The organism is Roseateles sp. GW821-FHT09H10 (genome assembly GCF_059415865.1).
Window position 1 is genome coordinate 1 of sequence record NZ_JBWKOB010000007.1, and the last position, 11,440, is coordinate 11,440.

At 67.4% G+C, this 11,440-nt stretch carries 11 protein-coding genes; 6 read left to right on the forward strand and 5 right to left on the reverse strand.

Going from position 1 to position 11,440, the window contains the following annotated elements:
- The coding region (locus tag AC07OY_RS26070; RefSeq protein WP_495045515.1) for a hypothetical protein at positions 1–891 on the reverse strand (891 nt) is incomplete at its 3' end.
- A 406-nt stretch (positions 892–1,297) separates the two neighbouring features.
- On the opposite strand from AC07OY_RS26070, the gene AC07OY_RS26075 reads away from it, so the two are divergent.
- Together AC07OY_RS26075 and AC07OY_RS26080 are read left to right on the forward strand one after the other, a co-directional pair.
- Positions 1,298–1,789: a helix-turn-helix transcriptional regulator gene (locus AC07OY_RS26075; RefSeq protein ID WP_495045516.1), complete on the forward strand. Its 492-nt coding sequence runs from the start codon at positions 1,298–1,300 to the stop codon at positions 1,787–1,789.
- Between the two features lie 112 nt (positions 1,790–1,901).
- On the forward strand, positions 1,902–2,711 hold the full coding sequence (locus AC07OY_RS26080; RefSeq protein WP_495045517.1) for a MipA/OmpV family protein: 810 nt from the start codon (positions 1,902–1,904) through the stop codon (positions 2,709–2,711).
- On the opposite strand, the gene AC07OY_RS26085 is transcribed toward AC07OY_RS26080, so the two are convergent.
- Positions 2,708–3,016: an Mpo1-like protein gene (locus tag AC07OY_RS26085; RefSeq protein ID WP_495045518.1), complete on the reverse strand. Its 309-nt coding sequence runs from the start codon at positions 3,014–3,016 to the stop codon at positions 2,708–2,710. The two genes, AC07OY_RS26080 and AC07OY_RS26085, sit on opposite strands and share 4 nt — an antisense overlap.
- 64 nt (positions 3,017–3,080) lie before the next feature.
- On the opposite strand from AC07OY_RS26085, the gene AC07OY_RS26090 reads away from it, so the two are divergent.
- Complete coding sequence (locus AC07OY_RS26090) at positions 3,081–4,541, forward strand: flavin-containing monooxygenase (protein WP_495045519.1); 1,461 nt, start codon at positions 3,081–3,083, stop codon at positions 4,539–4,541.
- Here the strand turns inward: AC07OY_RS26090 and AC07OY_RS26095 are convergent.
- The gene (locus AC07OY_RS26095) at positions 4,526–5,323 is read right to left on the reverse strand and encodes an alpha/beta fold hydrolase (protein ID WP_495045520.1); all 798 of its coding nucleotides are present in this window, start codon (positions 5,321–5,323) and stop codon (positions 4,526–4,528) included. The genes AC07OY_RS26090 and AC07OY_RS26095 overlap by 16 nt on opposite strands.
- Positions 5,320–6,612, reverse strand: a complete 1,293-nt coding sequence (locus tag AC07OY_RS26100; protein WP_495045521.1) for an O-acetylhomoserine aminocarboxypropyltransferase — start codon at positions 6,610–6,612, stop codon at positions 5,320–5,322. Before AC07OY_RS26100 ends, AC07OY_RS26095 begins: the two co-directional genes overlap by 4 nt.
- A gap of 72 nt (positions 6,613–6,684) precedes the next feature.
- On the opposite strand from AC07OY_RS26100, the gene AC07OY_RS26105 reads away from it, so the two are divergent.
- Entirely contained in the window at positions 6,685–7,152 is a 468-nt protein-coding gene (locus AC07OY_RS26105) for a CBS domain-containing protein (RefSeq protein ID WP_495045522.1), read from the forward strand.
- A 75-nt stretch (positions 7,153–7,227) separates the two neighbouring features.
- Positions 7,228–8,331 carry a chorismate synthase gene (aroC, locus tag AC07OY_RS26110; protein WP_495045523.1) on the forward strand — a complete coding sequence of 368 codons (1,104 nt, stop codon included), beginning with the start codon at positions 7,228–7,230 and terminating at the stop codon, positions 8,329–8,331.
- A 23-nt stretch (positions 8,332–8,354) separates the two neighbouring features.
- Here the strand turns inward: aroC and AC07OY_RS26115 are convergent, their stop codons facing one another.
- Complete coding sequence (locus AC07OY_RS26115) at positions 8,355–9,920, reverse strand: outer membrane protein assembly factor BamB family protein (RefSeq protein ID WP_495045524.1); 1,566 nt, start codon at positions 9,918–9,920, stop codon at positions 8,355–8,357.
- A 348-nt stretch (positions 9,921–10,268) separates the two neighbouring features.
- Between AC07OY_RS26115 and AC07OY_RS26120 the strand changes: the two genes are divergently transcribed.
- Complete coding sequence (locus tag AC07OY_RS26120; RefSeq protein ID WP_495045525.1) at positions 10,269–11,432, forward strand: efflux RND transporter periplasmic adaptor subunit; 1,164 nt, start codon at positions 10,269–10,271, stop codon at positions 11,430–11,432.
- Positions 11,433–11,440: the final 8 nt, after the last annotated feature.

An 11,440-nucleotide genomic window follows, 5' to 3' on the forward strand; every position in this document is an offset into this window, starting at 1 on the left:
GGGCAGGGCGCGCACCGCGCCGCGGCCTTGCTGGCGCACCAGCTCGCGGGCCGCCGAGGCCGTGCCGCGCACGATGGCGCGCCGCCCGGCCTGGGCCAGATGGCCCATGTTGCGCATGCCCAGCGTGCGGGCCGCGGCGCGGGCGGCCAGGGCCACCACGGCCGGCAGGGCTTCGTCCACGCCGTCCTCGAAGGCATCGGCCAGCGCGTCGAAATCGTCGAACTCGTCGCCGCCGCTGCCAATCAATTGGCTGAGCTGGCCCAGCACGCCTTGCGCGCTGCCAGCCGTGTTGGCGACGCCACCTGCCAGGCGCCCGGCCGTGCCGGCCCAGCCCTGCACGCGTCGCGCGCCGCCGGCCACGCCGCGCAGGCCGCCGGCAATGCCGGGCGCGCCCAGCATCTGGGCCAGGCGGGAGGCCGCCATGGCCGCCGGAGAGACCTGGCGCGCCACGCGGCCGACGCCGCCGGCCACGCGCTGGGCCTGGCGGGCGATGCCGCGCACCCGGCCGGCCATGCCAGCCGCGCCGCCGACACCGCGTCGGATCATGCCGCCAGCGCGGCCGAGGCCGCCGAGGATGCGGCCGAGGAATTCGTCCTCGTCGGCGGCATCCAGGCCGTCGGCGACTTCGTCCTCGAAGGCATCCCACAGCGCCATCGCGTCGCCGCCATCGACCTCGTCGTCGGCGTAGTCCGCGCCGTCCAGCGCATCGCCGTCGAAGCCATCGCCAGCGTCGCCGTGGTCACCGGCGTCGCTGTCGAAGCTTTCCATCAGGTCCATGCCGTCGCTGCCGTCGGCTTCGTCGAAACCCTCGTCCGCGCCGTCGCTTTCGTCGGCACCATCCAGGGCGTCAGCCTCGTCCATCAGCTCGTTGTCAAAAGGGTTCTGATCCATGTCGTGGTCTCCAGGCCGGGCGGCATCGCTACCGTGAAGTCACTCTAGGCAGCCACGCTCCCGTCCACAAAACGTGTTTTGTGCCGACCGCATCGGTGCTCCCCAACGCGCACCAGCCCTGACAGATCAACCCATCGGAGGACCCCCGTTTGAGGGCATCGATGAGGGGGACTCGCTTTGGCCCCCGTCAGACGCATGATGCGCAGCCCTGGGGGCGCCTTCGGCCTGCATCGACGTCCAGCACTTATTCACGTCGGCAGCCCCCCAGCTTTCCAGGTGCCAACGGGAGCCGACTGCGCCAACATGCCGGCGCCCTGGACGATCCAGCGAGGGACCACGTCAACTCCCGGGAGACGCGCGATGAGCAGCTTGCAATCACGACGACAAGGCCGCCACGAGGCATGACATGAACATGCGCGTGGACAGCCCTGAGCAGCAGGAGGTGTCTGTCGAGGCACCGGCGGCGACCATCGAGCTGGGCGGCCACAGCCTGCGCATCGTCTGCGTCGACGAGCGCCTGCCCGACCACAGCGCCACGTCGGGCAGCTCGAGGCTGCGCCAGTGCTATCTGCCCGACGAGATCGCCCATTTCGAGTGGGCCGGCCACCGCTATGCGGTCGTGCCGGAAGCGACGCTGGCGGTGCCGCCGCGCACGCCGGCGGAGCTGCACACCCTGCTGACCAACCGCGAGCTGCAGATCGTGCAGCTGATCTGCAACGGCCTGCTGACCAAGCAGGTCAGCGCCAGGCTGCACATCAGCGAGTTCACGGTGCGTTCCTACCTGAAGACCATCTACTGCAAGCTCGGTGTGCGCTCGCGCGGCGCCATGGTCTATGCCTATGCGCAGTCCCTGTCGCGCAGCGCCAAGGATGAGCTGGCGGACACGGCGGACGCCTGATCGGGGTCATCTCACGCGCCGGCCGGCCCGGCATGACATGCGACCGGAACTGACACCCGCGTAAGGCTTGGCTGACAGACGCCGCTCGGACTCGGCTGCTAGGCTGGGTCGCATGAAAGCCTTGCTGCTGCTTCCACTGGCCGCCTGTCTGGCCGCGGCCTCGGTGCGCGCCGAGGAGCAGGACCGGGAGCCCGAGCCCAGCCGCTACCTGCTCGGTCTGTCGGTGTCGAACGGCCCCGAATACGAAGGCGCGAGCCGGCGCCAAACCAAGCTGAGGCCGGTGTGGGCCGCCAAGCTGGGGCGTGTGCGGCTGACCACGGCGGGCGGCGGCGCGCTGCTGGGCTTCGGGCGAGAGGTGCCGGGGGCTGGCGCCAGCACCCAGCTCATCGAGGGCGACCGCTGGCGCCTGGGCGTCTCCGTGAGCCTGGACGGCGGCCGCGACAGCGACGACGCCAGCACCACGCAGGGCCTGCCCGATGTGAGGCGCACGCTGCGGGCCAAGCTCTATGTCAACTACAGCCTGAGCCGGGACTGGAATCTCGGCGCTTCGGGATCACAGGACATGCTGGGCCGCCGCGGCGGCCTGACCAGCAGCCTGGACCTGGGCTGGCGCTTCTACCGCAGCGCCACCACCGAGTGGACCAGCGGCGTGGGCATCTCCGCGGCCAACGGCCTGAACATGCGCAGCTATTTCGGCGTGCCGGCTTCCGCCAGCGTGGCCAGCGGCAAGCCCACCTACGAGCCCGGCGCCGGCCTGCGCGATGTGCATTTCGGCATCAACTTCAAGCATGCCGTCAACAAGCACTGGTTCGTGTTCGGCGGTGCCGGTGCCAGCCGCCTGCTCGGCCCGGCCGCGGACAGCCCGCTGGTCGAGAAGCCGGGCGGCCATGGCGCTTCGATCGGCGTGGCCTGGCGGAACTAGAGCTTCACGCGGCCGCGCCAGATGTCGGCGTACATGACCCAGTCGCCCATGAAGCTGTACAGCGGGTATTTGAAGGTGGCCGGCCGGTTCTTCTCGAAGAAGAAGTGCCCGATCCAGGCGAAGCCATAACCGCACAGCAAGCCGTACAGCAGCCAGACCAGGCCGCCCGTGGCCAGCAGCTGGAAGAGGCAGACCAGCACCAGCGTCGTGCCGACGAAGTGCAGGCGGCGACAGACGACGTTGTTGTGCTCGCTGAGGTAGAAGGGATAGAAGTCGGCGAAGCGGGAGAAGCGGTCGGTGCTCATGGCGTGATTCAAACGCGGGTTGCGCCCGAGCGGCAAGCGGGGATGCCCTCGCAACAATGCAGCGATGAGTTCTGCCGCCGACACTGAATTCGAGGTCCTCATCCTGGGCGCGGGCATGTCCGGGCTGTGCATGGCCATCCAGCTGCAGCAGGCCGGCATCCAGGACTTCCTCATCATCGAGAAGTCCAGCGGCATCGGCGGCACCTGGTGGGACAACCGCTATCCCGGCGCCCAGGTCGACGTGCCCGCGCCGGCCTACAGCTTCAGCTTCGCGCCCAACCCGGATTGGACCCACCGCTTTGCCGACGCGCCCGAGATCCAGCGCTATCAGCAGCGTCTGGCCGAGCAGCATGGCCTGCCCGCGCGCATGCGGCTGGGCGTGGCCATCACCGAGGCCCGCTTCGATGCCGAGGCCGGGCGCTGGCGGCTGAAGCTGGACAACGGCGAGCAGTTGAGCGCGCGCTTCTTCGCCTGCAGCACCGGGGCTCTGAGCATCGCGCGCTGGCCCGACATCCCGGGCCTGTCCGAGTTCCAGGGCCGCTTGCTGCACAGCGCGCGCTGGCCGGCCGGCACGGATCTGGCCGGCCAGCGCGTCGGCGTCATCGGCACCGGCTCGACGGCCGCCCAGCTGGTGCCGGCGATTGCGCCCGGCGTGGCGAAGCTGGCGGTCTTCCAGCGCACGGCCAACTGGGTGCTGCCGCGCATGGACAGACGCTATGGCCCGCTGGATCGCTGGCTGAGCCGCCTGCCGGGCTATGCGCCGCTGGCCAGGCGCTGGTGGGTGCAGGTGCTGGAATGGGGCCGGCGCGGTTTCGACGAGGGCACGGCGGCCCGGCGCCTGCTGGTGGCCGGGGCCAACGCCCACCGGCGCCGCCTCGTGCGCGACGCCGCGCTGCGCGAGCGGCTGGCGCCCAGCTATCCCCTGGGTTGCAAGCGCATCATCTATTCCAACGACTACTACCCGGCGCTGGCGCTGGCGCAGTCCGAGCTGGTGACGGCCGGCATCGTGCGCGTGACGCCGCGCGGCGTGCTGACCGATGACGGCCGCGAGCATGAACTGGACACCCTGGTCTGCGCGACCGGCTACGACACGGTGCGCCCGCTGTCCGGCACCCGCATCGAGGGCCTGGGCGGCCGGCTGCTGTCCGAGGCCTGGCGCGAGGGCGCGAGCGCCTATCTCGGCATCGCCGTCGCGGGCTTTCCCAACTTCTTCCTGATGCTGGGGCCCAACACGGCGACCGGCCACACCTCGACGCTGCTCTACATCGAGCCCCAGGTGCGGCATGCGATCGCCTGCATGCAGCGGGTGAGGCAGGAGGGCAGGCGCTGGATCGCCGTCCGGCCCGAAGTGGCGGCCGCCCACGACGAGGCCCAGCAGGGCCGGCTGTCGACCTCGGTCTGGAGCCAGTGCCGTTCCTGGTACCGGGCGGACAACGGCCGCATCGTCGCGATCTGGCCGGGGTTCACCGCTGAATACGTCAGGGCCGTGCGGCGGCCGGACGCAGCGGCCTACGAGCTTGGCTGAAGCGCGCCGCGCAGCGCGGCCAGCATCGCATCGGGCGCCTCGGCCATGATCTCGTGGCCCGCCGGCAGGCGGTGCACACGCGGCTTGAGCCAGGCTTCCAGCTGCGCGGTCTGCTTGGGCGAGGTCATCTGGTCCAGCGCGCCGAGGATCAGCGTGACGGGACAGGCCACGCGCGCCGCCGCCGCTTCGGCATTGGCATAGGCATCGCAGAGCTTGAAGTCGTGCTCGAACAGATTCAGCGCGGGCTGGCGCGCCTGGATGCGGCGCTTCAGTGCGGTCGAGCCGCCGCGCAGCCAGGCGCCCGGCCCAGGCCAACTGGGCTTGGCCGAGGCGATGGAATGCGAGAAGGCCGTGACCATGTCGATGGCTTGTTGAGGCCGCTCGCGCGAAGTCGTCAGCAGCGCATCGGAGACCTTCATCGGATAGGCCGTGCCGACCATGACCAGGGTCGCAGCACGCTGCGCGGCCTCGAGGGCGATCAGTGAGCCCATGCTGTGGCCCACCAGCGCCGCCTTGGCCACGCCCGCGACGTCCAGCAGCCGGTGCAGCCACTGCCCCAGTGCCTCGACGCTCGCCAGCGGCGCGCCGGCGCTGCGGCCATGACCGGGCAGGTCGACGGCCAGCACGCCGTAGCCATGGTGGGCGCACCAGCGCGCCAGCAGGGTCCAGACGCTGTGGTCGTTCAGCGCGCCGTGGATGAAGACGACGCAGGGCAGGGCGGCATCAAAGGCCTTGCCGCCGGTATAGGCATAGGCCTCCTGGGAGTCGACGATGAGCTTCATGCCTTGCCTGCCACCTTGAGCGCCCGCTTCAGGTCGTCGATGAGGTCGGCTGGATCCTCCAAGCCGATGGACAGCCGGATGGTGCCGGGGCCGATGCCTGCCTGCCTCAGCGCCGCGTCGTCCATGCGGAAATGGGTGGTGCTGGCCGGGTGGATGACCAGGGATTTGGCGTCGCCGACATTGGCCAGGTGGGAGAAGATCTTCAATGCCTCGATGAAGGCCCGGCCCTGTTCGCGTGTGCCCTTGATGTCGAAGGAAAACACGGCGCCGGCGCCGCGCGGCATCAGCCTTTGCGCCAACGCATGGTCGGGGTGGGAAGCCAGGCCCGGGTAGGCCACCTTCTCGACCAGGTCGTGGGCCTGCAGGAACTCGGCCACCGCCTGGGCATTGGCCACATGGCGGGCCATGCGCAGCGGCAGGGTCTCCAGCCCCTGCAGCATCAGCCAGGCCGTGTGCGGGCTCATGCAGGCGCCGAAGTCGCGCAGGCCCTCACGGCGGGCGCGCAAGAGGAAGGCGCCGACGGTGCTCTCCTCGCTGAACACCATGCCGTGAAAGCCTTCATAGGGTTCACACAGCGTCTCGAATCGGCCATGGCGGTCGTGCGCGGCCTGCCAGTCGAAGCTGCCTGAATCCACCAGCACGCCGCCGATGACGGTGCCATGGCCGCAGAGGAATTTGGTGGCCGAGTGGTAGACCAGGTCGGCACCCAGCTCGGCCGGGCGCTGCAGCCAGGGCGTGGCGAAGGTGGCGTCCACCAGCAGCGGCAGGCCGGCCTCGTGCGCAATCGCCGAGACGGCCGGAATGTCCAGCACGTCCAGACCCGGATTGCCCAGCGACTCGCCGAACAGCAGCCGTGTCTCCGGACGGATGGCTGCACGCCAGGCGTCGAGGTCGCGCGGGTTGACGAAGGTCGTCGCGATGCCGAAACGCTTCAGCGTGTAGTGCAACAGGTTGTGGCTGCCGCCATACAGGGCCGTGCTGGCGACGATGTGGCCGCCGGCGCCCATCAGCGTGCAGATGGCCAGGTGCAGGGCCGCCTGGCCGCTGGCGGTGGCTACTGAGCCGATGCCGCCGTCCAGGGCCGCCATGCGCTCCTCGAAGACGGCCGTCGTCGGGTTGGAGAGCCGGCTGTAGACGTGGCCGGAGCGCTCCATGTTGAAAAGCGAGGCCGCGTGCTCGCTGTTCTCGAAGACGAAGGAGGCGCTCAAGTGCAGCGGCGTCGCCCGCGCGCCGGTGCCCGGATCGGGCGCTCCGCCGGCATGCAAAGCTAGGGTGTCGAAGCCCGGCATGGTGTTTTCTATGGTGTGGATGCGCGGGGATTGTGTGCTATGTTGCCCATGAGTTTTGCTGCGGAGGCCCCTATGAAAGTCGTCGATATCCTGCGTGTCAAAGGCGGCACCCTGTTCACCGTCACGCCGGACGAGCCGCTGAAAGATTCGCTGGCCGTCATGGCCGAGCGCGACATCGGTTCCCTGGTCGTCATGGAGCATGGCGATCTGGTCGGCATGCTGACCTTCCGCGAGGTCATCTCGGCGGTCGTCAAGAACAATGGCGCGGTCGGCACGACCATCGTGCGCACGGTCATGGACGATGCGCCGCTGACCTGCACCCCCGAGACCGAGATCGACGAGGTGCGCCGCATGATGCTGGGCCGCCACGCCCGCTATATGCCGGTCATGAACGGCAAGACGCTGATGGGCGTGATCTCGCTGTACGACGTGGCCAAGGCCGTGGTGGACAGCCAGGACTTCGAGAACCGCATGCTCAAGGCCTATATCCGCGACTGGCCGGTGGAAGAGAACCCTGCCGAGATCGAGCCGAAGCTCTAGGAAGCGGTTCGCATCCCGACAAGGCGGCCTTGCGAGGCCGCTTTTGCTTGTGCGGGCACCTAAAATTGCCGGCATATGTCAGGCAGCACCTTCGGCGAACTCTTCCGCGTCACCAACTTCGGCGAAAGCCACGGGCCGGCCATCGGCTGCGTCATCGATGGCTGCCCGCCGGGCCTGACCCTCAGCGAGGCCGACATCCAGCCCGAGCTGGACCGCCGCCGCCCCGGCACCAGCCGCCACGTCACCCAGCGCAACGAGCCCGACGCGGTCAAGATCCTGTCCGGTGTCTACGAAGGTGTCACCACCGGCACGCCCATCTGCCTGCTGATCGAGAACACCGACCAGCGCAGCAAGGACTACGGCAACATCCTTGACACCTTTCGCCCGGGCCACGCCGACTACACCTACTGGCGCAAATACGGCGTGCGTGACCCGCGCGGGGGTGGCCGTTCCTCGGCCCGGCTGACGGCGCCCATGGTCGGCGCCGGTGCGGTGGCCCGCAAATGGCTGCGCGAGGCCTATGGCACCGAGTTCCGTGGCTGCATGACCCAGCTGGGCGAGATCGAGATTCCTTTTGAAGGTTGGCAGCATGTGGGCGAGAACCCCTTCTTCGCCGCCAACGCCAGCAAGATCGCGGCGCTCGAGGCCTACATGGACGCCCTGCGCAAGGCCGGCGACTCGGTCGGCGCGCGCATCCGCGTCGAAGCCACCGGCGTGCCGGTCGGCCTGGGCGAGCCGCTGTTCGACAAGCTGGACGCCGATATCGCCTACGCCATGATGGGCATCAATGCCGTCAAGGGCGTCGAGATCGGCGCCGGCTTCGCCGTCGTCGCCCAGAAGGGCAGCGAGCATGGCGACGAGCTGACGCCGCTGGGCTTTGCCAGCAACAACTCCGGCGGCATGCTGGGTGGCATCTCCACCGGCCAGGACATCGTCGCCAGCATCGCGATCAAGCCCACCAGCTCCATCCGCAGCCCCAAGGCCAGCATCGACCGGGCCGGCAACCCGTCCACGGTGGAAACCTTCGGCCGCCACGACCCCTGTGTCGGCATCCGCGCCACGCCCATCGCCGAGGCCATGCTGGCCCTGGTGCTGATGGACCATGCGCTGCGCCACCGGGCCCAATGCGGCGACGTCAAGCTGCCGCTGGACCCCATCCCGGGGCATCGGCCCGACTGAGTCGCAAAGCGGCGAGTCTTTGATCAGTGCAGGTTGATGGCAGCCAAGCCATCTCTTCCGCTGATGTACAAGACCCCATTTGGCGAAACAGCCACCGCCCCAGTAAAGCGATCTCGCCAGACCTCTTGTCGGGTGTTGAGGTCAACTGCGACCGTGCCATCTACGACCGAGAAAAATGCGTGATGGCCGACAACCAGCAGGTATGGCGCGAATGTGCTTTGCCCGTTGGACCATTTCCACAGCAAGGCGCCGTCCTTGGCTGATCTTGCCTGCAGGCCGTCCTGCGTTCGGATGTAGACCATGTCCTTGACCACCACAGGACTGCCAAGAATATTGGCGTCGCTGACGCTCCAAGCGATCGATTTCGTCTTTCGATCTATCTTGGTCAGATAGCCAGCACGCACGGCGCTTGGATTTGCTTCCTTGCACACGTACACCGCATCACTGTTGTCCAGCACAACGGCCGTGTAGTACGCCATGCCGCCAGTCTGGCCCGCTGCGGCACCGAGCATCACCTCTGACAACTTCGCGCCTGTGTCAGCTTCATGTTCGACGACTGAAGCGAGGGTCAATGCGACGACCTTGCCGTTCATGACCGCGGGGGCGCCGAACCTCAAATAGCCATCTCCGGAACGCCAGGCTTCAATGCCAGTCGCCGCATCTACTTTGCTGGTCCGATAGCCGCGCCCGTCGTTTGAATAGACGCTGCTGCCTTCCACGATGGGTGTCATGAAAGCCGGATCCCCGTCTGCCGGTTTGGCAACCAAGGTTCGTCCGTCATTGGCGTCCACGGTGAACAGTTTCGTGCCTGCCGCGCTATTGGCAAAGTAGAAGAGCTTCCCTGCCACGAGGGCTGGGGAGCCGACTTGGTGGGTGTTCGAGGAGAAACTATTTGTCCAGCGAGTCTGGCCGCTGCTCTCATCGATGCAGGCCAATGATTTCTCGAGTGGCACAAACGAATCCAGACCGCAAACCAGTCCGCGATCTGCGACCACTTGGTCGAATCCTTTGCTAGAGCGGAAACGACGAATGAATTGCGAGGGGTCGAGTGTCGCCTCGACATAGCCGTTGCGCGCTGAATTGCCCTGAAACGTGGACCATCCAACAGCACCGCTCAGGGAAGCCAAGGGCGTCAGATTGATGTTGCTGCGAATCGTGATGCTATAGGGAACTTTCCATGGGGAGCCCGGGTAAGGATTGCTACAAACTTGCGGGTTGTCGCGGCACACACGCACTTCCAGATTGCCGGTGTAGGTGCCCGGCCGAAGTTCAGCGGCAATGGCCAAATTGGCGGTGTAGGATAAATCGCCGTTACTAAAAATATCGCTGTAGGGAGAAAATACTCCCGTGGTATCAATAACCGCCACCCGGATTGACTCAGTGATAATTTTGCTTGAGGTTGCCTTGATCGAAACCCTGGCGCCTTCCATCTCGTAGGCCTTGATACTTACTGCCGAGGGTGAAAACTGAAGCCAAGATTGCTCCGGAGTTGGGGCATTGCCGCCGCTCTCACCACCACCACCACCACCGCAAGCCGACAAAGCGGCAAGCAGGGCGACTGTCGAAATCGACCTTGAAACATGCTTCATGGATGAGCCCTCCCACGGCTCTGTACGGATAGCTACGCCCTACGCAGGCTGTCGCTGCGTTTTCGTGGGCGGCATTGTCAGCTACCGCTTGTGCTGACTGGCTGAGACGATGATGGCCATGTCATGCCCGAAGGCCGACGCGGCCGACCGCCCTTTTGCGATGGAAGTGGCGGGCGTGGCCAGGGGTGGCGCCTTCATGTCTGCAGTTCGTCCGCTTTCCCGCCGGCCTGATCGCCGGCCGGTGCAGCTCAGCCCACGCAAACGGCGTTTCGTCACAAGGCCGCTGCGCCCCGGCGCTCTCATTTCTAGACTGCAAAGGTCTGTATCAGAGAGCGTACTGGGGGAGCCATGCGGAAGTCTTTCAAGTTGGGTGGCATTGCAGCGGTCGTGCTGCTGGTGGGTGGTGCCGGCGTGGCCGTCATGGCCAGCAAGGGTGACGGCCCCAAGAAGCCGGGTGAAGAAAAGGCCAAACCGGCCCTGGAATTCGTCGCCAGCGAAGTCGTCAAGCCGACGCTGGCCGCCATGCCGGCCCAGATCGAGTTCAGCGGTCCGCTGGTAGCGCCGGGCACGGCCATGGTCCGCGCCAAGTCCAACGGCACCCTGCTCAACCTCGCCGTCGGCGAAGGCAGCCGCGTGAAGGCGGGCCAGGCTCTCGGCCAGGTCGACCTGGAAGAGCTGCGCTATCGCATTGCCGAGCGCGGCGCCAGCGTCGAGGCCATGCGGGCCCAGATGGAGCAGGCCGAGCGCAGCTACAAGGCCAACGAAGGCCTGGCCGCCAAGAATTTCATCGCCCAGACGGCCCTGGACAACTCCAAGGCCGCCTACGAATCCGCCCGCGCCAACTGGAACGCCGCCAAGGCCCAGCTGGACACCAGCCAGGTGACGATGCGCCAGGCCGCCCTGGTGGCGCCCATCAACGGCGTCGTCTCCAAGCGCCATGTGGTGCCCGGCGAGAAGGTGGCCGCGGAGCAGCAGATCCTGACCATCGTCGACCTCGCCAGGCTGGAACTGGCCGGACTGGTCGGCACGCATGAGGTCAGCCGCCTGAAGCCCGGCATGACGGTGCAGGTCAAGGTCGAAGGCGTGGACGAGCCCGTCGAAGCCAAGATCGATCGCATCGCCCCGAGTGCCGAGCCCGGCACGCGCTCCATCGGCGTGACCCTGGTGCTGAACAACGCCAAGGAGCTCTACCGCGCCGGCCAGTACGCCGTCGCCAAGGTGGTGCTGCAGGACGACACCCAGCGCCTGACCGTGCCCATCGCCGCCATCAGCCGCAATGCCGGCCAGGAACAGGTCTGGATGATCGAGAACGGCGCCCTGGTGCGCCGCATCGTGACCACCGGCCGCAGCGACGCCCGCGAAGGCCGCGTGGAGGTGCTGAACGGCCTCAAGCCCGAAGCCCAGGTGCTGGCCGCGCGCTTCGACAATCTGCGCGAGGGTGACAAGGCCAATATCGTCGTCGCCAAGGCCAAGGTGGCCAGTTCGGCCGCGTCGGCTGCCGCCGTTCAATAAGGGGCCAG

Excerpts from the sequence above, each read along its gene's own strand:
- AC07OY_RS26075 (WP_495045516.1), top strand. The coding sequence starts at position 1,298 with ATGAACATGCGCGTGGACAGCCCTGAGCAGCAGGAGGTGTCTGTCGAG.
- AC07OY_RS26080 (WP_495045517.1), top strand. The coding sequence starts at position 1,902 with ATGAAAGCCTTGCTGCTGCTTCCACTGGCCGCCTGTCTGGCCGCGGCC.
- AC07OY_RS26085 (WP_495045518.1), bottom strand. The coding sequence starts at position 3,016 with ATGAGCACCGACCGCTTCTCCCGCTTCGCCGACTTCTATCCCTTCTAC.
- AC07OY_RS26090 (WP_495045519.1), top strand. The coding sequence starts at position 3,081 with ATGAGTTCTGCCGCCGACACTGAATTCGAGGTCCTCATCCTGGGCGCG.
- AC07OY_RS26095 (WP_495045520.1), bottom strand. The coding sequence starts at position 5,323 with ATGAAGCTCATCGTCGACTCCCAGGAGGCCTATGCCTATACCGGCGGC.
- AC07OY_RS26100 (WP_495045521.1), bottom strand. The coding sequence starts at position 6,612 with ATGCCGGGCTTCGACACCCTAGCTTTGCATGCCGGCGGAGCGCCCGAT.
- AC07OY_RS26105 (WP_495045522.1), top strand. The coding sequence starts at position 6,685 with ATGAAAGTCGTCGATATCCTGCGTGTCAAAGGCGGCACCCTGTTCACC.
- aroC (WP_495045523.1), top strand. The coding sequence starts at position 7,228 with ATGTCAGGCAGCACCTTCGGCGAACTCTTCCGCGTCACCAACTTCGGC.
- AC07OY_RS26115 (WP_495045524.1), bottom strand. The coding sequence starts at position 9,920 with ATGAAGCATGTTTCAAGGTCGATTTCGACAGTCGCCCTGCTTGCCGCT.
- AC07OY_RS26120 (WP_495045525.1), top strand. The coding sequence starts at position 10,269 with ATGCGGAAGTCTTTCAAGTTGGGTGGCATTGCAGCGGTCGTGCTGCTG.